Annotated in this window: 17 protein-coding genes; 8 read left to right on the forward strand and 9 right to left on the reverse strand. The window is 69.3% G+C overall.

Annotated features, from left to right (window positions below):
- The first annotated feature begins 189 nt into the window (after positions 1-189).
- Positions 190-1686 (forward strand): CCA tRNA nucleotidyltransferase, encoded by a 1497-nt coding sequence (locus tag AC0T5L_RS10550; protein WP_476165236.1) that lies wholly within the window; start codon positions 190-192, stop codon positions 1684-1686.
- A gap of 82 nt (positions 1687-1768) precedes the next feature.
- Here the strand turns inward: AC0T5L_RS10550 and AC0T5L_RS10555 are convergent, their stop codons facing one another.
- On the reverse strand, positions 1769-3064 hold the full coding sequence (locus tag AC0T5L_RS10555) for an MFS transporter (RefSeq protein WP_476165237.1): 1296 nt from the start codon (positions 3062-3064) through the stop codon (positions 1769-1771).
- Between the two features lie 95 nt (positions 3065-3159).
- Positions 3160-4230: an inositol-3-phosphate synthase gene (locus AC0T5L_RS10560; RefSeq protein ID WP_476165238.1), complete on the reverse strand. Its 1071-nt coding sequence runs from the start codon at positions 4228-4230 to the stop codon at positions 3160-3162.
- A gap of 1064 nt (positions 4231-5294) precedes the next feature.
- Here AC0T5L_RS10560 and AC0T5L_RS10565 point away from each other — a divergent pair.
- The 6 genes from AC0T5L_RS10565 to AC0T5L_RS10590 all read left to right on the forward strand — a co-directional run bounded on the left by AC0T5L_RS10565 (position 5295) and on the right by AC0T5L_RS10590 (position 11353).
- Complete coding sequence (locus AC0T5L_RS10565; RefSeq protein ID WP_476165239.1) at positions 5295-8240, forward strand: transglycosylase domain-containing protein; 2946 nt, start codon at positions 5295-5297, stop codon at positions 8238-8240.
- Positions 8241-8476: 236 nt separating this feature from the next.
- A complete protein-coding gene (gene rpsF, locus AC0T5L_RS10570) occupies positions 8477-8767 on the forward strand; it encodes a 30S ribosomal protein S6 (protein WP_476165240.1) in 291 nt (96 codons plus the stop codon).
- A 111-nt stretch (positions 8768-8878) separates the two neighbouring features.
- Positions 8879-9457, forward strand: coding sequence for a single-stranded DNA-binding protein (locus AC0T5L_RS10575; RefSeq protein WP_476165241.1), 579 nt, complete (start codon positions 8879-8881; stop codon positions 9455-9457).
- A gap of 105 nt (positions 9458-9562) precedes the next feature.
- The gene (gene rpsR, locus AC0T5L_RS10580; protein ID WP_017570272.1) at positions 9563-9799 is read left to right on the forward strand and encodes a 30S ribosomal protein S18; all 237 of its coding nucleotides are present in this window, start codon (positions 9563-9565) and stop codon (positions 9797-9799) included.
- A gap of 26 nt (positions 9800-9825) precedes the next feature.
- A complete protein-coding gene (gene rplI / locus AC0T5L_RS10585) occupies positions 9826-10272 on the forward strand; it encodes a 50S ribosomal protein L9 (protein WP_476165242.1) in 447 nt (148 codons plus the stop codon).
- Between the two features lie 247 nt (positions 10273-10519).
- Positions 10520-11353 (forward strand): peptidoglycan recognition protein family protein, encoded by an 834-nt coding sequence (locus AC0T5L_RS10590; protein WP_476165243.1) that lies wholly within the window; start codon positions 10520-10522, stop codon positions 11351-11353.
- A gap of 73 nt (positions 11354-11426) precedes the next feature.
- Here AC0T5L_RS10590 and AC0T5L_RS10595 read toward each other — a convergent pair whose 3' ends face one another.
- On the reverse strand, positions 11427-12776 hold the full coding sequence (locus tag AC0T5L_RS10595; RefSeq protein WP_476165244.1) for an MATE family efflux transporter: 1350 nt from the start codon (positions 12774-12776) through the stop codon (positions 11427-11429).
- A gap of 351 nt (positions 12777-13127) precedes the next feature.
- On the opposite strand from AC0T5L_RS10595, the gene AC0T5L_RS10600 reads away from it, so the two are divergent.
- Positions 13128-16838, forward strand: coding sequence for a replicative DNA helicase (locus tag AC0T5L_RS10600; protein WP_476165245.1), 3711 nt, complete (start codon positions 13128-13130; stop codon positions 16836-16838).
- Between the two features lie 112 nt (positions 16839-16950).
- On the opposite strand, the gene abc-f is transcribed toward AC0T5L_RS10600, so the two are convergent.
- From abc-f to upp, 6 genes are all read right to left on the reverse strand, one after another.
- A complete protein-coding gene (gene abc-f / locus AC0T5L_RS10605) occupies positions 16951-18603 on the reverse strand; it encodes a ribosomal protection-like ABC-F family protein (protein WP_476165246.1) in 1653 nt (550 codons plus the stop codon).
- 540 nt (positions 18604-19143) lie between these two features.
- Positions 19144-19374 (reverse strand): hypothetical protein, encoded by a 231-nt coding sequence (locus AC0T5L_RS10610; RefSeq protein ID WP_476165247.1) that lies wholly within the window; start codon positions 19372-19374, stop codon positions 19144-19146.
- Between the two features lie 407 nt (positions 19375-19781).
- Positions 19782-20291: a PH domain-containing protein gene (locus tag AC0T5L_RS10615; protein ID WP_476165248.1), complete on the reverse strand. Its 510-nt coding sequence runs from the start codon at positions 20289-20291 to the stop codon at positions 19782-19784.
- 18 nt (positions 20292-20309) lie between these two features.
- Positions 20310-20474, reverse strand: a complete 165-nt coding sequence (locus AC0T5L_RS10620; protein ID WP_170293704.1) for a hypothetical protein — start codon at positions 20472-20474, stop codon at positions 20310-20312.
- Positions 20475-20780: 306 nt separating this feature from the next.
- Positions 20781-21014 (reverse strand): hypothetical protein, encoded by a 234-nt coding sequence (locus tag AC0T5L_RS10625; RefSeq protein WP_476165249.1) that lies wholly within the window; start codon positions 21012-21014, stop codon positions 20781-20783.
- Between the two features lie 396 nt (positions 21015-21410).
- The gene (gene upp / locus AC0T5L_RS10630; protein WP_476165250.1) at positions 21411-22064 is read right to left on the reverse strand and encodes a uracil phosphoribosyltransferase; all 654 of its coding nucleotides are present in this window, start codon (positions 22062-22064) and stop codon (positions 21411-21413) included.
- Positions 22065-22118: the final 54 nt, after the last annotated feature.

Below are 22118 nucleotides of genomic sequence, written 5' to 3' on the forward strand. Positions count from 1 at the left end.
CTACCACTCCACCCGAAGATACCGTCTCCCCTGTGCCGTGAGTCGGTCCGCGGTGTGGCGCGTGGCGGGAGCCCACCCTCTCACCGAACGGTGGTGCTCCACCAGAGCCGCCCCGGTGCCGTGTACGGCGTGCTTGCGACCGGTGGCAGCGATTCGCCGTTTGCGGTGAGCGCCGCCTACTCTCGTTGTGTGCCGAACACAGAGTCTTCGCATGAGAGCGACACCGTCCAGAAGCAGGACGCCGAGGCCACCCCGGAGGGGGGAGCGCTGACCGGCGCGCAGCGGGCGGCGATCACGGCGTTGGCCGACTCCCTCCCCGTCTCGGAGGAGCTCGGCGACCGCTTCGCCGCGCACGGCCAGCAGCTCGCCCTCGTCGGCGGGCCGGTGCGTGACGCGCTCCTCGGCAGGCCGTCCAACGACATCGACCTGACCACCGACGCGGTGCCCCAGCGCATCCTGGAACTCGTGGACGGCTGGGCCGACGCCGTGTGGACCGTCGGCATCGACTTCGGCACCGTGGGGCTGCGCAAGAAGGGTCTCCAACTGGAGATCACCACCTACCGCAGCGAGTCCTACTCACCCAAGTCGCGCAAGCCCGAGGTGGCCTACGGCACCGAGATCGACGACGACCTGCTGCGTCGCGACTTCACCGTCAACGCCATGGCGGTGCGCCTGCCCGGCCTGGAGTTCACCGACCCGTTCGGCGGCTTGGCCGACATGCGGGCGAGGGTGCTGCGCACCCCGGGCAGGCCGGAGGACTCCTTCAGCGACGACCCGCTGCGCATCATGCGCGCGGTTCGCTTCGCCGCCCAGCTCGGCTTCACCCTGGCTCCCGAGGTGGTCGAGGCCGCCAGGAGCATGGCCGACCGGCTGTCCATCGTCTCCGCCGAGCGCGTGCGCGACGAGTTGACCAAGCTGATGCTCAGTCCGGACCCGCGCCGCGGTATCGAGCTGATGGTGGACCTGGGCATCGCCGAGTACGTGCTGCCGGAGATCCCCAAGCTGTGCCTGGAGATCGACGAGCACCACCGGCACAAGGACGTGTACGAACACTCGCTCACGGTCCTGGACCAGGCCATCGAGCTGGAGCGGAAACGGGGCCACGGACCCGACCTGGTGCTGCGCCTGTCGGCTCTGCTCCACGACGTCGGCAAGCCCAAGACGCGCGCCTTCGAATCAGGCGGCCGGGTGACCTTCCACCACCACGAGGTGGTGGGCGCCTCGATGAGCCGCAAGAGGCTGACGGCGCTGCGCTTCCCCAAGGACGTGGTGTCCGAGGTCAGCACCCTGGTCAGCCTGCACCTGCGGTTCCACGGGTACGGCCGGGGAGAGTGGACCGACTCCGCGGTGCGCCGCTACGCCCGCGACGCCGGATCCCAGCTGGAGCGGCTGCACATCCTCACCAGGGCCGACTGCACCACCCGCAACCGGCGCAAGGCGGCGGCGCTCTCGCGCTCCTACGACGACATCGAGCGGCGCATCGAGAAGCTCGCCGAGCAGGAGGAGATGGACCGCGTCCGCCCGGACCTGGACGGCAACGAGATCCAGGAGATCCTGGGGGTCGGGCCGGGGCCCGTGGTCGGCCGGGCGTACCGCTTCCTGTTGGAACTGCGTCTGGAGAACGGGCCGATGGGCAAGGAGGCCGCGGCCGGGGAACTGCGGACCTGGGCGTCCGAGCACCTGTGAGGAGGGCCGGCGTACGGGAGCGGGTCCCCGTGCCGCGGGTCGACAGGGCGACCTGTCGACCCGCCACCCCGTCGACAGGTCGCTAAGCCGACTCCCGCTCCGCCTCGGGCTCGGGGGCGCGGCGTTCCCGAGCGGCCCAGGCGGCGCCCATGGCCAGATAGGCGGCGGCCATCACGGCGACCACCGCGGGGCTGGTCCCCGAGGGCGGCACCAGCACGGCCGACAGCGCCGCGCCCAGCACGAACGTGGCGTTGAACAGCACGTCGTACACCGAGAACACCCGTCCACGGAACGCGTCGTCGACATGTCGCTGAACCAACGTGTCGACCGTGACCTTCACCCCCTGCGAGACGAACCCCAGCACGAACGCGGCCACCGGGAACAGCGCGGGGTCGAAGGGCAGTCCGAACACCAGCAGAACCGCTGACGCCGCCGCCAGTTGCAGAGCGATCCACGTTCCCGGAGTCGTGCGTGCGGTCGCCCACGGCGTGGCCACCGCGCCGAGGAGGAACCCCGCCCCGGACAGGCCCATCGCCACCGAGAAACCGGCCAGTCCGGCCACGCCTCCGTCGGTGAACGTGTTGTTGTACAGCAGCAGCGTCACCAGCGTGGAGATCCCGAACAGGACCCGGTGGCCGCCGATCGTGGCCAGCGCGTCCCGGGGGGCCGGACGCGCCCAGATGTGGCGCATCCCCGACACCATGCCCCGGACCACGTCGTCGACGGCGGTGCGGACCTCCTCGGGCTCCCGCTCCAGGTGCGGGCCCAGCTCCCGGTACCCCAGCGTCAGGGAGACCAGCGCGGCACCGGCGAAGCCGAGCGCGGCGACGAACAGGATGGCCCCGGTGCCCAGGGTGCTGTCTCCGCCGAGCAACCCGATCGCGGCACCCGTTCCGGCGCCGAGGAAGCTTGCCGCGGTGCCGCTGGTCGGCGTCACCGCGTTGGCCATCATCAGCTTCTCCCGGGGCACCACGTACGGCAGACCGGCGGACAGCCCGGACAGGAAGAAGCGGTTGACGCTCAGCACGAGGAGCGCGGCGGCGAAGAAGGCCGGGCCCTCGCCGCCCGCCACCAGGAGCGCGCTCACCGCCGCGAGCGCCGCCTTCGACAGGGAGGACAGCAACAGGACCTGGCGGCGGGGCCACCGGTCGATCAGGACCCCGGCGAACGGCGCCACCACCGAGAACGGCAGGAGCAGCACCGCGAAGGCCGCAGCGACGGCCGCGGCACTGGTGTGCTGCTCGGGGTTGAAGAAGACGAAGCCGGCCAGCCCGGCCTGGTAGACCCCGTCGGAGAACTGCGAGACCAGCCGGGTACCGAACAGCCGACGGAACCGGGCCCCCTGGAGGACCGCGCGCAGATCGCCGAAGAAGGACACGTCACCAGAGTAGAACGTGCCCGGGGCGCGTCGGCCCCGGACAGCGGCGGTCCACGATCCTCCACGTCCGGGGACCGCCGCGCCCATCGGACGCGCTACCGGCCCGCGATGAAGCTCTCGACCTCGGCGTGTGCCTCGGTGTCGCTGTACTGCACGGGCGGGGACTTCATGAAGTACGAGGACGGCTCCAGGAGCGGGCCTCCGATCCCGCGGTCCTTGGCGATCTTCGCCGCGCGGACCGCGTCGATGATGATCCCCGCGGAGTTGGGGGAGTCCCAGACCTCCAGCTTGTACTCCAGGTTCAGCGGCACGTCACCGAACGCGCGGCCCTCCAGGCGGATGTAGGCCCACTTGCGGTCGTCCAGCCACGGCACGTGGTCCGACGGGCCGATGTGCACCGCGCCCGCGTTCAACTCGTGCGGGATCTGGGAGGTGACCGACTGCGTCTTGGAGATCTTCTTGGACTCCAGGCGCTCCCGCTCCAACATGTTCTTGAAGTCCATGTTGCCGCCGAAGTTGAGCTGGTACGTGCGGTCCACGATCACACCGCGGTCCTCGAACAGCTTGGAGAGCACGCGGTGGGTGATGGTCGCGCCGATCTGCGACTTGATGTCGTCGCCGACGATCGGCACACCGGCGCGGGTGAACTTCTCGGCCCACTCGGGGTCGGAGGCGATGAACACCGGCAGGGCGTTGACGAAGGCGACGCCCGCGTCGATCGCGCACTGGGCGTAGAACTTGTCGGCCTCCTCCGAGCCCACCGGGAGATAGGACACGAGAACGTCGGCCTCGCTGGCCTTGAGGGCGGCGACCACGTCCACCGCGTCCTCGGGGGACTCCTGGATGATCTCGCGGTAGTACTTGCCGAGACCGTCATGGGTCGGACCGCGCATGACCGTGACGCCGGTCGGTGGCACGTCGCAGATCTTGATGGTGTTGTTCTCACTGGCCTTGATGGCGTCGGCCAGGTCGTGTCCGACCTTTTTGGCGTCCACGTCGAAGGCAGCGACGAACTCGATGTCACTCACGTGGTACGGGCCGAACTGCACATGCATAAGGCCGGGTACCCGGGACTCGGGGTTGGCGTCCTTGTAGTAGTGCACGCCCTGGACGAGCGACGCCGCACAGTTGCCGACGCCCACGACGGCTACACGTACCGAACCCATTGGTCCTTGCTCCTTCTTCTTCGCGAACATGGATTCCACGGCGCGCGACGACGGGTTCCGCGCCGATGGCGGTACGGGTCTCGTCGTCCCGCGTTCGCTTCCCGTATGTGGTCAGCAGCGCACACGACGTTTCTGTTCCCACCCGTCGCCCTCCACCGCCCTCCAACGGGCGCCTTCGGCGCGGTTTTTCCCCTGTCGTCCTCCACCGCCCCCGAAAGGGCGCCTTCGGCGCGGTCTCCCTGACCTGTCGTCCTCCACCGCCCTCAACGGACGCCTTCGGCGCGGTTCCTCTTCCCCGTCACCCTCCACCACCGCCCTCGGGGGCGTTTTCGGCGCGGTTCCTTTTACCTGCCCGGGGACCGCAGGGGGGAACGTGCATGTCTGGCTGTTTTGTTCAGGTCTGACTCTATCCCTGCCCATCGGCGGCTCCGCATGTCAGACCACTGACACGCGGGGTCGGGCGGGCACGCCGTGCCGGTGGCCGGTGGTGTACCCCGGGATACTGCGGGGAAAATCTCACCCGCTCGCCCCCGCCCGCCCGAATCCGACTCCGCTCTCGAACGGGAGTTCGCCCTGTCCCGCCTGTTGGTGCCCGGTTTCTCCGTCCCGAACTGGCACTACGGGCGGTTACCGGTCAAACATGACCAGGTGTCCCATGATGCGCGATAACCTCGCGCGTGGGTTGTGCTATACCGTTCGATCGCTCTAACGTGACCTGTGATTTGCGTGCGTAGCCGGTAGAGCCCCCGAACCAAGCCCCTGCCGCGGGTGGCGTTTCCGTCGGCACGGAGTACCGACGAGGGCTGTGCTCCCGCAGGCCAACGACCAGGAGGAAGAAGCGGCTAACGTCTTCGCGACCTGTTGAAAACCCCCGCCCGCCCTCGGGCGTCCTTTATCAAGCCTTGAACGATCAGGCAGAACGGTGGACGCGGCTCCCCAGGGCCGCTCCACGCCGGTCACCGCGAGAACAGGTCGCGGACCACCGATCCCCCAGGGGGACCGTCCCCCCGTTTCCACCAAGGAATCGTCAGGCCGACCGGCCGTGAGAGGCAATCGAGGACCACGTGAGTACCGAACGACGACGGAACGCCGACGGCGGCCGTCGCCGGGCCGAGGGCCCGGTCGACGGTCCACGCGGCAGCGGCGGACAACGCCGGGCTGACGGCCCGGCCCGGGACGAGCGTTCCGGAGGACGCCGACGCGCGGGCGCCGAAGGCGGTGTCCGAGGGGAGGGCGCGGGCCCCGAGCGCCCGCGGCGCAGGCGCCCCCCGGAACAGGAGGCGCGCTCCGAGGGGCGTGGTGCCCGCCGTCGCTCCGACGGTGAGCCTCCGCGCGGCCCGGAGAGGCAGCGCCGCCGCCCGGAGGACGGCGACCGCCCCCGTCGTCGCCCCGAGGGCGAGCGCCCCAGGCGCCCCCAGGACGGTGACCGGCCCCGTCGTCGCCCCGAGGGCGAGCGCCCCAGACGTCCCCAGGACGGCCAGCGCCCCCGCCGCCGCCCGGACGAGGACCCCCGCGGCCGCCGCAGGGCGGCGGGCAACGGCCCGCGCGACCCCCGCGACCGTGAGAACGCAGCACGCTCCGAGGGCCGCCGCCCGGGGCGCGGTACCCGTGCCGCGGGCAGCGGCGGAGGCAGGGGCGGTGGCGGCGGCCGCCGCCGTTCCCGAGGGGAGGAGCCGGACGACCGCCCGTGGTTCAAGCGCTTCCTGTCCAAGGCCTGGAAGCCCGTCCTGGCGGCCTGCGGCCTGATGATCATCGGTGGTGTGGCCGCCTTCGCGATCCTGTACGCCCAGGCCCCCGACGTCGGCGATCTGAACGCCAAGACGGAGAACCAGAGCTCCGCCACCCAGATCATGTGGGCCGCGGAGGGCGACGAGGAGTCCGAGGTCGCGGTCACCACGGGCGAGGTCAAACGCATCGAGGTCGAGCGCGAAGACATTCCCCCCGAGGTCATCAACGGCGTGCTCGCCGCCGAGCAGCGCACCTTCTACACCGACCCCGGTGTCAACATCGCCGGTATCGCACGCGCAGCCCTCTCGGGAGGCGAGGCGGGCGGCGGTTCCACCATCACCCAGCAGATGGCCCGCAACTACTACAGCGACCTGGACTCGGACAACCAGATCGTCCGCAAGGTCCGCGAGATCTTCATCGCCATCAAGCTCAACCAGCAGATGGACCGCGACAAGATCCTCACGACCTACCTCAACACGATCTACTTCGGCCGTGGCGCCTCGGGTATCGAGATGGCCGCCCAGGCCTACTTCGACAAGAACGTGGGCGAGCTGGACGCCGCGGAGGGTGCCTTCCTCGGCCTCATCATCCAGATGCCCAGCAACTTCGAGGGCGACATGGGCCCCTGGACCGAGAAGTACCTGAAGGAGGAGCGCTGGCCCTACATGCAGGAGCAGCTCGCGCTCATGAACGAGGAGGACTCCTCCCGCGGCCTGCCCAGGGCCGAGGCCGAGGCCCTGGAGATCCCCGAACTCATCCCGTACGGCACCGAAGAGGTGGAGGGGGAGGACGACCCCAAGTACGGCTACGTCCGCGACGCCGTCCTCAACGAGATCACTGAGCGCTACAGCGAGGCGGGCATCACCGACGCGGACATCGCCACCAAGGGCTTCGTCGTGGAGACCTCGCTGGACCCCGACCTCATGGACGCCGCGCGCGGAGCCTTCGACGTCCTGCCGACCACCCCCGACGACACGATGAAGGGCCTGACCGCCGTCGAACCCACCACGGGGGAGATCGTCGCCTTCCACGGGGGCGACGGCGTGGCCGTGGACTACAACAACTCGCTGTCCCACCGCACACAGGCGGGTTCGTCGTACAAGCCCTACGTGCTCGCCACCGCGCTCAGCAACGACATCAGCCTGGAGAGCAGGTTCGACGGCTCCTCACCGCAGAACTTTCCGAACCTCCAGGAAGAGGTCAGGAACGCGGGCGGCGCCAGCTACGACGAGGTCAACCTGGTCCAGTCCACCGCGGACTCGATCAACACCCCCTTCGTGAGGCTGGCGGTGGAGCTGGGTCCGGCCACGGTGGACGACCTGGCGGTCAGGGCCGGCGTGGACGAGGAGCAGACCACTACGTCCGCGCAGGGGCCGCTGGTCGCGCTGGGCACCCACCAGGTGACCACGCTGGACCAGGCCACCGGCTACTCGACCTTCGCGGCCGGGGGGACGCACTACCCGGCGCACATGGTCACGGAGCTGCGGAGGGCCGACGGCGAGATCGTCCCCCCCGACGACGAGGACGAGTTGCAGGACGGTACCGAGGTGGTCTCCGCCGGCGTCGCGTCCGACGTCACCTACGCCATGACCCAGGTGGTCGACGGCGGCGGTGGCTCCAACGCCGCGCTGCCCGACGGGCGCCCCGTCGCGGGCAAGACCGGTACCTCCAGTGACGCCGTCTCCGCGTGGTTCGTGGGATACACGCCGCAGCTGGTCGCGGCGGTCAGCCTGAGCCGGGAGGACGCCAACGTGGCCCTGGAGTTCGAGGGCCAGCCCGCGGGTGAGATCTTCGGTGGCACCACCTCGGCCAACGTCTGGCGCGAGTTCATGACGGTGGCCATGGACGGCGTGGAGCAGCAGCAGTTCCCGCCGGCCCAGCGGGTCGGTACGGACCAGCGCTTCCTGCCCTCCGAGAGTCCGAGTGACGAGCCCTCCGACGAGGCCACCGAGGAGGAGCCCTCCGACGAGCCGTCCGAGACCGAGGAGGAGTGCGATCCACGGGACCAGCGCGGTCCGGAGTGCGAGGACGAGGAGGAGCCGCCCGCGGACGAGTGCAACGTGCTCCTGGACCCGGAGTGCGAGCAGAGCTCGGGTCCCGGTGACCCGGAGGAGTGCCGCGGTCCCGACCAGCCCGAGCACTGCGCGGACGACTCGCCCACGGACGAGGAGACCTCGGAGGAGGAGTCCACGGAGGAAGGCGAGGGCTCCTTCCCGTGGGGGCGGAGTGACGCCGACGGCGGCGGGGCCAACAGGATGGTCGTCCTGAGCCGAGAGGACTGACGCGGTCCCCGGTGAGACGGGCGGGGGCCGGTGCGCGAGAGCGCGCCGGCCCCCTTGTGCGTGCCGGGGGTTTCCACAGGCGGCACCGGGGGGTACGCGGCTGCTGGTAATCTTGGCTCTCGTATGGCTCTGAGCCCGCTGACACCCGCTGAGGGCGCGGTGCACACCGGCGGGCTCCTGCCCTCCTGCCATGGAGATTCCATGGCCGCAACAGTCCAGAGGAGGAACGTACGCCTATGCGTCGTTACGAAATCATGATCATCCTCGACCCCAACCTCGACGAGCGCACCGTCGCTCCGTCGCTGGAGAACTTCCTGGGCGTCGTCCGCAACGACGGCGGCTCGGTCGAGAAGGTCGACATCTGGGGCAAGCGCCGCTTGGCCTACGACATCGACAAGAACTCCGAGGGCATCTACGCGGTGATCGACCTGACCGCCGAGACCACCACGGTCAAGGAGCTGGACCGCCAGCTCGGTATCGCCGAGGCCGTGCTCCGCACCAAGGTGCTCCGCCCCGAGGTCCACTGAGGCGACACCGCTTCGCACCCCCGTCCCGTTCGTTTATGTCATCGGTGACACGGATGATCGGGGGAGCAGGCGAAACCGTCTGATCCGACTACCTCGAACCGGAGCCCATCCATGGCAGGCGAAACCCAGATCACGCTCGTCGGCAACCTGGTCGACGACCCTGAACTGCGCTTCACGCCCAGTGGAGCCGCGGTCGCCAACTTCCGTGTGGCCTCGACGCCTCGCACCTTCGACCGCCAGTCGGGGGAGTGGAAGGACGGCGAGTCCATGTTCCTCACCTGCACCGTCTGGCGGCAGTACGCGGAGAACGTGGCCGAGAGCCTCCAGCGCGGCATGCGCGTCATCGTGCAGGGCCGTCTGAAGCAGCGCTCGTACGAGACCCGCGAGGGTGAGAAGCGGACCGTCTACGAGATCGACGTCGACGAGGTCGGTCCGGCCCTGCGCAGCGCCACCGCCAAGGTGACCAAGACCCCGCGTCAGGGTGGCGGCTTCGGCGGCCCGCAGAGCGGCGGCTTCGGTGGCGGCCAGCCCCAGGGCGGCGGCTTCGGCGGTGGCCAGCCCCAGGGCGGCGGCTTCGGCGGCCCGCAGGGCGGCGGCCGCGGTGGTGCCCCGGCCGAGGATCCGTGGGCAACCAACGGCGGCGGTTTCGGTGGCGGCGGCGGGGGCTTCTCCGACGAGCCCCCGTTCTAGTCGGCCAGTAGTACCCGGTCCGGCGCCCCGAGGCGCCAGGCCGTTTTCCACATGTCCCAGCCCATCCCCGGGAGGACCCCGGGGCTCTTGCGAAGGAGCACCACGATGGCGAAGCCGGCAGCGCGCAAGCCCAAGAAGAAGGTTTGCCTCTTCTGCCAGGAGAAGCAGTCCTACATCGACTACAAGGACACCACGCTTCTCCGCAAGTTCATCTCCGAGCGCGGCAAGATCCGTGCTCGCCGTGTCACGGGTAACTGCACCCAGCACCAGCGCGACGTCGCGACCGCGATCAAGAACGCGCGCGAGGTGGCACTGCTGCCCTACACCAGCAGCGCTCGCTAACGGCGATATCGAGGGAGGTTTTTGTCGTGAAGCTGATTTTGACCCACGAGGTCAACGGTCTCGGAGCCCCCGGCGATGTCGTCGAGGTGAAGAACGGTTACGGCCGCAACTACCTGCTGCCCCGCGGGTTCGCCATTCGGTGGACGCGTGGCGGTCAGAAGCAGATCGACCTGATCCGGCGCGCGCGTTCCGCGCGTGACATCCGCAGCCTGGACGAGGCCCAGCAGGTCGCGGGCCGGGTCAACGCGCTCACCGTGCGCCTCAAGCAGCGCGCCGGCGAGGGCGGCCGCCTGTTCGGCTCGGTCACGCCCGCGGACATCGCCGACGCCGTCAAGGCGACCGGCGGTCCCGAGCTGGACAAGCGCAGGATCGAGGTCAAGAACCCGATCAAGTCGGTCGGAAGCCACAAGGTCCAGGTTCGCCTGCACCCTGAGGTCTCCGCGACGATCAAGCTGGACGTGGTCGGCGCCTGATTCGGGCACCGGACGCGTCGGGCCCCGCCTCTTCTCCGGAAGGGGCGGGGCCTCGCTGTTTTCGGCCTCCCTTGGTCTCCCTCCCCTTCCTGGCCTCCTCACTACCGGGATCCACTTCCACGAAGTGGGATACTTCCTGACACGCCTGACCGTCCAAGCAACCCTTTGATCACCCTTTGTAATCTATCGTGTTCTCTGTGTTGGTGTCGTATGTTGCGCCACCCCGCACGGAGAGGACGGCAGACCGATGAACGAGGAAAGAAGAGACGAGTCGGGCCGACACACACAGGTGGACCGCAGGACCGCCCTGCGCGCGACCGCCTTCGCCGCCGGAGGAGTGATCCTCGGCGGGATGATGGAGATCTCCACGCCGGACGGGGCCTTCGCGGCCGCCAAGCCCAAGGTGTACACGCGCTCCGACTGGGGCGCCCGCAATCCGAAGAACAAGATCGAGGTCTTGGGCCGGGGTCCCACGCACATCGTCGTGCACCACACCGCCACGGCGAACTCGTCCGACACCTCGGCCTCGCACGCCGCGGCGCTGTCGCGCTCCATCCAGCGCTACCACATGGACAGCAACGGGTGGAGTGACACCGGGCAGCAGCTCACCATCAGCCGGGGCGGGCACATCATGGAGGGCCGCGACCAGAGCCTGCGGGCCATCGGCGCCGGGCACCACGTGGTCGGCGCGCACACCGCCAACCACAACAGACACACGCTCGGGATCGAGAACGAGGGCACCTACACCTCGGCGGCCCCGCCGGGCACCCTGATGGACTCGCTGGTGGACACCTGCACCTGGTTGTGCCTGGTGTACCGGTTGGACCCGGACGATGCGATCGTCGGGCACCGCGACTACAACGCGACGGGCTGCCCCGGCGACAAGCTCTACGCGATGCTCCCCAAGCTGCGGAGGAACGTGAAGGGCAAGCTGCGCGAGCAGATCAGGCACCTGAGTGAGGTGGTGGGCAAAGAGCTGTCCCTGGAGGAGCTGCCCACCTACCCCGTGGTACCGCGGGCGGAGCGGACCGCGACCTTCTACCACGGCCCCACGGTCGGGGACCAAGACACGTCCCTGTGACCAGGGTCGCGACTGACCGCGGACACACGTCGTCGGCGGGCCCGTCACGGCGCTGCGGTGACGGGCCCCGGCCTCAGGGCCGGTGCGCGCCGGTGACCAGCCAAGCCGTGCTCCGGGCCCGGGCGCCCAGAGTGAGTGCGCGGGCGAGGATCCATACCGCGAAGGCGGTCCACAGGCCTACCAGGCCCCACACGGGGCCAGTCGCCAACCGCGGTAGGACCAGGGCGAACGGCAGGAAGGCCAGCATCGTCCACAGGGACGCCCATGCCAGGTAGCGCTGGTCCCCGGCGCCCATCAGGACGCCGTCCAGCACCATGGTCACCCCGCTCAGCGGCTGCATGAGGGCCACCACCACCAGCGAGGCCATGATGAGGACGCGTACCTCGGGGTCGGAGGTGAACGGTACCCACGCCCACGGCAGCGCCAGGAAGACCGCCGCCGTGAACACCAGGCCCAGCATCACGCCCCACTCCACCATGCGCCGCGTGGAGTCACGGGTGCCCTGGACGTCCCCCGCGCCCAGGTAGCGGCCCACGATCGACTGCCCGGCGATGGCGATCGCGTCCATGGCGAACACCAGCAGCGCCCAGATGTTGTAGCTCACCTGGTGCGCGGCGATCGAAGCGTCGCCCAACCTGGCCGCCACCGCCGTGGTCACCAGCGCCACCACGCGCATCGACACGCTGCGCAGGAACAGCGCGAACCCCGCCGAGGCCGAGGCGCGCAGCCCCGCCGCGGTGGGCATGAGGGACACACCCTCGCGCCGGGCGGCGCGGGCGATCATCGCCACGTACCAGAACGCGCCCGCGCCCTGGGCTATCACCGTGGACCAGGCCGAACCCGCGATGCCCCAGTCCAGGGCCAGCACGAACACCGCGCACAGCGCCGCGTTGCCCACGTAGGAGGAGACCGCCACCATCAGCGGCGTACGCGCGTCCTGCAATCCGCGCAGCACTCCGGTACCCGCCATGACGACGAGCAGGAACGGTGTGCTGAGCAGGCTGATCCGCAGATAGGTCAGGGCGTGCGGGGCCACGTCCGCTGAGGCGCCCAGCGCGTCCACCAGCACCGGGCCCAGCGGCCAGCCGACCGCCACGGCCGCGGCGCCCAGCAGGACCGCGAGCCACATGCCGTCCACGCCGTCGCGGACCCCGCCGGGGACGTCACCCGCGCCGAACTTGCGGGAGACCGCGGCGGTGGTGCCGTAGGCGAGGAAGATGCAGACCGCCACCAGGGTGAGTAGGGCCTGTCCGGCTACGCCGAGGCCGCCCAGCGCCTGAGTCCCCAGGGTGCCGACGATCGCGGAGTCGGTGAGCAGGAACAGCGGTTCGCTGATGAGGGCGAAGAACGTCGGGATCGCCAGGGCGAAGATCTCGCGGTCGTGGCGGTGCCGGAAAGGGGCAGCCGAAAGGAGTTGTGGCATGACCCGGCCACAGTATCGGTCAGGGGTTCTACGGGGGATGTGGAGTTATCCACACCCTCCTCCGAAGCCTGTGGATAACCTGTGGAAACACACCCTGTGAGACATCTTGCACGCCCTGCCTACGTACTGTGTTTTCGCAGGTCAATGGCTATATGTGAGGGTCGCGGCAAAGTTATCCACAGGTGATGTGCACAACCTATGTTCCCAATGCCCTACAGGTACCCGGACATGGTGGTAAGGGACGTGTCCACAACCTCCGGCCAAGGCGTCCTTGGGGTCCGTCATGGGGCATCCTGGAAGGGGCGGCCCGTTCCTGGGCCGCTGCCGAGCACCGTCCCCGGGAGAGCGTTCGTGAGTGTCGCTGAGCAGCCACCTGAAGAAGGCGGATACGAGCGCACTCCACCCCACGACATCCAGGCCGAACAGAGCGTGCTCGGCGGCATGCTCCTGTCCAAGGACGCCATCACGCAGGTCGTGGAGATCATCCGCTCGGTCGACTTCTACCGGCCCGCGCACCAGATCATCTACGACAGCGCCGTCGACCTCTTCTCCCGTGGCGAGCCAGTGGACGCCATCTCGGTCAACGCCGAGCTGACCAAACGCGGTGAGGCCACCAGGGCGGGCGGCGCCCTCTACCTGCACACCCTCACCGAGGCCATCCCGACCGCCGCGAACGCGGGCTACTACGCCAAGATCGTCTCCGACCGCGCGGTCCTGCGCCGCCTGGTCGAGGTGGGCACCCGCATCGCGCAGATCGGCTACTCCGGCGACGGCGAGGTGGACGACCTCGTCGACCACGCCCAGGCCCAGATCTACAAGGTCGCGGAGAACCGCACGGGTGAGGACTACCTCGCGCTGGCCGACATCATGCCCGGCGCCCTGGACGAGATCGAGGCGATCGGCGCCCACGACGGCAGCATGACCGGTGTGCCCACCGGCTTCGCCGACTTCGACGCCCTCACCAACGGCCTCCACCCGGGCCAAATGGTCATCATCGCCGCCCGCCCCGCCGTGGGTAAGGCGCTGGCCCTGGACACACCGCTTCCGACCCCCGACGGATGGACCACCATGGGGGAGGTGGAGGTAGGCACCGAGCTGATCGCCGCTGACGGGACTCCCACCCGGGTGACCGCCGCCACCGAGGTGATGACGGGCCGGCCGTGCTTCGAGGTCGTGTTCGACGACGGCACCACCGTGGTCGCGGACGCGGAACACCAGTGGCCGACCCACACGAGTGCCTCACGGCGTGCGGCCAGGGAGGCCGAAGCGAGGGGCACCGCGCCCCGGGTGCTTCCCGAGGTGCGGACCACACGGGAGATCGCCCGGACCCTGCGCCTGGAGACCGCCGACCGGGGGCCGAACCACTCGGTGGGCAACACCGCCCCGGTCGAGCTGCCCGATCGGGAGCTGCCCCTGCCGTCCTACTTCCTCGGCGCGTGGCTCGGTGACGGGTCGTCCTCGGAGGCCCGCGTCACCAGCACGGATCCCGAGGTCCTGCTCAACATCGAGGCCGAGGGCCTGGTCACCAAGCCCGTCGGCGCCACAGAGCACACCTATGGTGTCTTCCTGCCCGAGGAGGAGGCCGCACCGGTCCGCGAGCGCGCCGGCCGTCACGGCAGCGTGCGGGCGCTGCTGAGCACCCTGGGCGTCCTGGGTGACAAGCACGTTCCCCAGGGGTACCTGCGCGCTTCGGTCTCCCAGCGCCGGGCCCTGCTGGCCGGACTCCTGGACTCCGGCGGAACGGTGAACGCCGACGGTTCCGTCCAGTTCGCGGCCGCCACCGAGCGCCTGGCGAACGGCTTCCGGGAACTGGCGCACAGCCTGGGTTACCGCACGGGGGCGTCCACCAGGAGGGTCACCGGACCGGCGGAGGACTCCTCCACCTTTCACACGGTCGCCTTCGACCCCGCGAACGTGGTCTTCGGGACCGAGCGCAAGCGGCGTGTGCACCAGGAGCGGGGAGCGGGCCGCGGTGACGCCCGCGGATCACGACTCGTCACCGACGTGCGCCCGGTGGAGAGCGTCCCGGTTCGCTGCGTCCAGGTGGACCACCCGGGCCACCTCTTCCTGGCCACCCGGTCCATGATCCCCACGCACAACTCCACCCTGGCCCTGGACTTCGCACGCGCGGCGTCGATCAAGAACGACATGACCGCGGTCTTCTTCAGCCTGGAGATGGGGCGCAACGAGATCGTCATGCGCCTGCTGTCGGCGGAGGCGCGTGTGCCCCTGCACACCATGCGCTCCGGCCTGATGACCGACGAGGACTGGACCCGGCTGGCCCGGCGCATGGGCGAGGTGGCCAACGCGCCCCTGTTCATCGACGACTCCCCGAACATGTCGATGATGGAGATCCGGGCCAAGTGTCGGCGGCTCAAGCAGCAACACGACCTCAAGCTGGTCATCGTCGACTACCTCCAGCTGATGAGCTCGCCCGGCCGGGTGGAGAGCCGCCAGCAGGAGGTCTCGGAGATGTCCCGGTCCCTCAAGCTCCTGGCCAAGGAGCTGGAGGTTCCGGTGGTGGCCCTCTCCCAGCTCAACCGAGGTCCCGAGCAGCGCACCGACAAGCGCCCGCAGGTCTCCGACCTCCGTGAGTCGGGGTGCCTGGTCGAGGAGACCCGGGTGCTGCGCGCGGACACGGGCGCTGAGACGACCATGGGGGAGCTTCTCCGGAGCGGGGAGCGCGGTGCTTCGGTCTGGTCGCTCGACGAACGGCTTCGCCTGGTCCCGCGCACGCTGACGCACGTCTTCCCCAGCGGTGTGAAGGAGGTGTTCCGCCTGGGGCTGGCCTCCGGGCGGGAGGTCACCGCCTCCGGGAACCACCCTTTCCTCACCCTTGACGGGTGGAGGGCGCTGGAAGGCCTCCGGGACGGTGACAAGGTCGCGGTGGCACGAAACGTCCCGGAACCGGAGCACACCACCGAGTGGCCCGAGGCCGAGGTGGTCATGCTCGCTCATCTCATCGGCGACGGGTCCTTCGTGCGCCGCCAGCCGATCCTGTACGCCAGCACCGACGGGGCCAACCTCTCCGTGGTGGAGGAGGCCGCCCGGCATTTCGGCGCCACGGCCGTCCGGGACGACCGTCACGACGCACGGACGACCACGCTCAGGCTGCCGGAACCCTTCCACCCGCCCGACGGGAAGCAAGACCCCATCGCGGCCTGGCTCGACGGGTTGGGGCTGTTCGGCCCGGGTGGTCACGAGAGGTTCGTCCCCCAGGAGGTCTTCTCCCTGCCGGATCGGCAGATCGCCCTGTTCCTCCGACACCTGTGGGCGACCGAGGGACGCGTGTACTGGGACCAGGGGGAGGACCAGGCCCGGATCCACTACGACACCACGAGCCGCCGCCTGGTCGACGACGTCGCCAGGTTGCTCGCGCGGCTCAACATCATGACCCGGACCGAACAGAGCCGGAAGGGCGGCCACGGGGTCCGCCACACCCTGGAGGTCCAGGGGACCGACAACCAGCGGCGGTTCGCTGAACTGGTCGGCTGCCACGGAGCGCGTGCGGAGCAGCTGGCCCGGTGCATGGGCGGACTCACCGACCGCAAGCCCGCCACGGACCTGGACACGATCCGGGTTCATGCGGAGGACGGTGGCCGGTCGGACGCCGAGGCGAAGGAGACGCCCCAGCGGGAACCCGCCTCCGCCGTGGGGGCGGAGCCCGGCGGGAGCACGCTACGGAGACGGTCGCCCAGCCGGACCCGGCTCTCCCTGGTGGCCGACGTGCTCGATGACGCGGACATGGAGCTCCTGGCCACCAACGACGTCTTCTGGGACGAGGTCGTGGAGGTCGAGCCGCTGGGAGAGCGGGAGGTGTTCGACGCCACGGTCGAGGGCACGCACAACTTCGTGGCCAACGGGATCAACGTCCACAACTCGATCGAGCAGGACGCCGACATGGTCATCCTGCTCTACCGCGAGGACGTGCACGACAAGGAGTCGCCGCGCGCCGGTGAGGCTGACATCATCGTGGCCAAGCACCGTAACGGTCCGACGGCCGACGTGACCGTGGCCTTCCAGGGCCACTACAGCCGCTTCGTCGACATGGCGCCCGGATAGGCCTCCCGCTCAGCCGGGCCCGCCGCGACGAGGTGCGACGGGCCCGGATATCGGTCAGTCATCTTAGATATTTATGGACAAGCCGATTTGTCGACAAATTGCTGGGGCCATGTCACGCGGAGTCGCTGGAAACGGCCCCCTCCCGTAGCCCCAGCCGGCGCCCGGTGAAGCGCTCGCGCGTTCTGCGGTCGTGGCTGACGATCACCAGGGCCCCGCCGTAGTGCGACAACGCCTCCTCCAGCTCCTCCACGAGTCCGGGGGAGAGGTGGTTGGTCGGCTCGTCGAGTAGGAGCAGGTCGTACACACCCGAGGTCAACCGGGCGACCTCGATCCTGCGGCGCTGTCCGACCGAAAGTGACTCCACCGGCTGGTCCAGTTCCCAGAACCGGAACAGGCCGAGCGAGGCCAGTTCGTCACGGTGGTCCTCCGGGGAGCCGGGGCGTCCCGACGCGTAGGCCTGGAGCACGGTCTGGCCGGAGGCGACGGAGCCGTCCTCCTGGCGCAGGTAGCCGACCCGGCCGGGCACGGACACCCGCCCCGTGTCGGGGACCGTGTCCTCGGACAGCACCCGGAGCAGGGTGGTCTTGCCCGCCCCGTTCGGCCCGGTGACCAGCACGCGCTCGCCCCGGGCCAGCTCCAGGAAGGCGACGTCGAGTCGGCTGCCGACCCGGACCCCCTCCAGCGAGGCGGCCGGTGCGTCCCCCTCCCCGGGGCCGGTGAACCCAGCGGTCATCCGCAGCGGCACCGGCGGCGGTGGCACCGGGTTCGTCGTCAGCCGCTCCACCCTCTCCTTCGCCTGGCGGACCCGGCTCATGGCACCGTGGGCGCGGCCCCGGGCCCGGAACGCTCCGGACCCGAAGACGGCCTTGTTCACCTTGCGCGGGATGGCGTCCAGACGCTGGACGCTGTTCTCGGCCAGCCGCCGATGGCGGGCCAGGTCGGCCTTCCACTCCTCGTACTCGCGGATCCACCGGGCCCGTGCCGCGGCCCTCGCGGCCAGGAACCCGTCGTATCCGTTGCCGTACCGGTGGATCCGGCGCAGGTCGTGGTCGACCTCCAGGACGGTGTCGGTCACCCCGGCCAGGAACGCCCTGTCGTGGGTGACGGCGACGACCGTGCCACGGTGACGGCGGAGCCGGTCCTCCAACCAGGCGACCGCTCGGTCGTCCAGGTCGTTGGTGGGCTCGTCCAGCAGGAGCAACTCGGGCGAGGCCGCCAGCATCGCGGCCAGGGCCAGCCGTGAGCGCTCCCCGCCGGAGAGCGTGCGCAGCGGGCGGCCGCGGTCCAGGCCGGGCAGGCCGAGGCCGTGCAGGCCGGCGTCCACACGCGCGTCGGCGTCATAGCCGCCGCGGGCCTCGAACTCTGCCAGCAGGTCGCCGTAGGCTTCCAGCTCCTCCGGGGCGGCCGAGGCGAGAGCGGACTCCGCCTCACGCAGACGCGTCTCCATGTCGCGCAGCACGGCCAGGGCGGAGTCGATCGCGTCACCGACGGTGCCGGTCAGCACCCCGACCTCTTCGAGGGTCTGGGGCAGATAGCCGGTGCCGCCTGGCGCCCGGACGGTGAGCTCCCCGTTGTCGGGTTCCTCCTCTCCGGCGAGCAGGCGCAGCAGTGTGCTCTTGCCCGAGCCGTTGTCGCCGATGACTCCGACGCGTTCACCGGGACTGACGGTGAGGGTGACGTGGTCGAGGACGGTGCGGTCGCCGTAGCGTTTGGTGATCTCGTTCAGGGTGAGTTGGGACTGTGCTCGTACCCGGGCGGTCGGCATGCGCGCCTCCTGATCTGCGGTGTGGCTGGGGAGGGGCCCGCGGATCGACGGCGAGGCGTGTGCGTCACAGGTTTCGGACAGGGCGCACGTGGTGGTGCGGGGCCGGGAAACGGGACGGTGAGGCTTCCTCGTCGACCGCGGTGAGGGGATGCCCGCGGAGCGTCCGCCGTGCGGCGCCGGGGAGGGCGCGACTGGTGGCGGACGTGCTCGAACGCGGTATCCGGCGCGGGATCACAGGAAGAAGTAGAGCCTCATAAGTAAGACGGTACGTCTCGTCTCACTAAAGCGCAAGTGGACGCCCGGTGAGACGTACACCACTGTCCGTTGGACGTAGGAGTCCTGTAATGGCCAGCCGAATCGCTCTTTATGTCCAAGCCGATTTGTCGACAAAGTGATGAGGGGACACCGGGAAACCCGGGCTGGCCGTGTCTTCGACATGAGGGAGGGGCCGCCCGAAGGACGGCCCCTCCCACTCGCCGCGTCGTGTCCCGTCGGCCTTCTCCGGGGTACCCGCGCGGCCTTGCCGGAGCCTGGTGTCGCTCAGAGCCAGCGGACCTCGGGGCGGCTCCGGCCGCTCTCGTCGGTGACCAGCACCCAGTGCATGATCGGGTGTCCTGAAGCGATGGCGTCGGCGTCCTCACGCGGCTGGGGGACGTGCACGGGCTCGGGCGAGATGCCGGAGAGGCGGTGGGTCCCAGCGGAGGAACGGGTACGCCGACGGGTCGTGATGGAGCGGGCGGGTTGTGGTGCACGTTCCGTTCTGCGCGCCATGGGACCCTCCTCGTTTCCGTATCAGATGGATCAGGTTAACCCTATGTTCACCTTTAAGTCAATTCGCCGGTTCCGGAGGGCCAGTCTGTCGGGCCTGCCGGCGTATTGCGGGCCTGAGGCGGAACTGCCCAGGACAGGGGGTCTCTATGCCCTCCAGCGCGGAAACCTTCCGTGGGGGCGCGCCCACCGGTGAAGGGGCAGGAAGGTGTCACTCCGAGGGAAGATGAACGGAAGGTGAACGATAGGGGAATCGAGGGCCGCGCGGGGCGTGGGCGGCATCGCGGTCGGAAGGCCCCGTCCTGTGAGCCGCATCCGGTGAAGCGCCTCAGGTCAGGGGGCGGAACAGAGAGCGGGCACCCGCCGAGACGGCGGGTGCCCGAACGTCCTGTCGGATGCCTCCAGTGTGGTCACTCCTTGAAGATGAGCCCCACGACTTCCAGATAGAGCTGTTCCGGATACGGAATGAACGAGATCCTGCTCAACGCCTGGTCCTGGCCCGCGGACTCCATCACGAAGGTCCCGTAGCCGAGGAAGCGGCCCAGCAGGGTCCGCTCGAACCTCATGTCGGTGACCTTGCCCAGCGGCATCATGTTCACCTGCCGCGTGATCAGGCCCTGAGTCAGCAGCAGCCGCGCTGACGTGATGACGAAGTAGTCCACCGACCACTCCGCGACCTGCCAGACGAACCACACCAGAACCAGCAGCCACAACCACCAGATGATCGCCAGGGCGGCGGCGCTGTCCGCGATCGACGTGTTGCTCAGGATCCCGGCGATGATCAGCGCGACAAGGACCGCTCCGACCGGTCCGATCAGCACCGCGGGGTGCCGACGGATGGTCACCACGTCCTGCTCGTGTGGCAGAAGGTAGCGGTTGACCGACGCTGGAGCGCTGTTACTCGACGCTACGAGCCGCATGGCACCCGACCATCCCCACTACGGCAGCAGTGCGTTGACGAAGCGGGACATCGATTCCGCGCCGCCCATCAGACCGCCTAGTGCGCTCTGGATCACCCCGGCGGCGCTTTCCGGTTGCGTGAGCAGATAGAACGCTACGAAACCGATGAGCGCGTAGCCGCCCCATTTTTTCAACTTCGCCACGACTGACTCCTTTTGGAATCCACCTGACCCACCAACCCAGCAGCGATTGTCGCACCGACCATCATGCCCGTAAAGCCTGGGGCGCACCCTCGGCGTGGCGGTATGTCGGACCTTCCGCGCTTGCGGGCTGTGTCCGGTTCTGGTGGTGTTGGTAATCCAGTGATTGGTGGTCCGGAATGTGATTCGGGCCCATCGCAGGTCAGGGCATTCTGGACATAGGTGGATATAAGAGGAGGACTTCTTCGTCAGAACTCCACCACTGGAGCCGGACAGCCCGAAAACGCAGCTCTGTGTCGCGTGAAACCGCTATCTCTGCTCCGCGAAGGCCAGCGCGAGCACTTGGAGGTGCTGCCGAGCGATCCGCTCCACGAGCTCGGGTGTGGCCCGGCCGGTCACATCCTCCGCGCCGTGCTGCGCGGCGTCGACGCACCGGGTGACGGTGGAGGTGTGGTGCACGCCGGAGAACTCCTCGGACAGTCGGTACAGGACGGGTCCGAAGCGAGTGTCGCGGGTGGTCGTGGGGGAGGGGATCTCGGGCATCTCACTCCTTGAGGGCTACGGTGGTTGCACGGGGTGCTCGTTCAGGGTCTTTCAGTAGCCGCTGGAGGGTTGCGAGAGCGTCACGCCGGAAAGGGAGCGGACGTGCGTTGTCAGCGGGCTGAACCCCAAGGGGGGCGGTTTCGGTCCGACGGGTCTTCCCAGTTACGGGCGGTCAGGAACCATCATCACTTCTATCTGTTACGTTCTCGTCTCAAAACGAATTCGGCTGATGCAAAGCTGTGTATCGGTTCACAACGACCGTGGCCGTCACCTGGGTTGACGCGAGGATCGGGGAGGGGCATGCCCGATTTTTGGACGTTCATTCACGTCACCCCAAAAAGAACCGAAAAAGCGCCCAACCGGTGGTCCGGCGGGCGCTTGAGGACGGTGTACGGATCAGGTGCAGCCGTACAGACGGTCGCCCGCATCGCCCAGACCAGGGAGGATGAAGCCGTGTTCGTTCAGCCGCTCATCCACCGCGGCCGTTACCACGCGCAGGGTGGCGCCGTGGTTCGGGTCCAGGGTTTCGGTCAGCTTCTGCGTCACGGCGGTCAGGCCCTCGGGGGCGGCGAGCAGACAGAGCGCGGTGATGTGGTCCGCGCCGCGTTCCACCAGGAGCTTGAGCGCGGCGGCCAGGGTTCCGCCGGTGGCCAGCATCGGGTCGAGCACGTAGCACTGGCGGCCGGACAGGTCCTGCGGCAGCCGGTCGGCGTAGGTGGCGGGCTGGAGGGTGGTCTCGTCGCGCGCCATGCCCAGGAAGCCGACCTCGGCGGTGGGCAGCAGACGGGTCATCCCGTCGAGCATGCCCAGACCGGCGCGAAGGATCGGCACGACGAGGGGGGTCGGACGCGTCAGCTGCGTTCCGGTGGTCCTCACGAGCGGGGTGTTGAGAGTGACGTCCGTCACTCGTACGTCCCTGGTCGCCTCGTAGGCGAGCAGGGTCACCAGCTCGTCGGTCAGGCGCCGGAAGGTCGGGGAGTCGGTCCGCACGTCGCGCAGGGTGGTCAGTTTGTGCGCGACCAGGGGATGGTCGACGACCAGGGTTTCCAAAGCGTTCTCCGGGTGAACTGGGATAACGGGACGGTGGCTGGGGAGGTGGCCAGC

This window comes from Nocardiopsis sp. TRM 82005 (genome assembly GCF_056312425.1).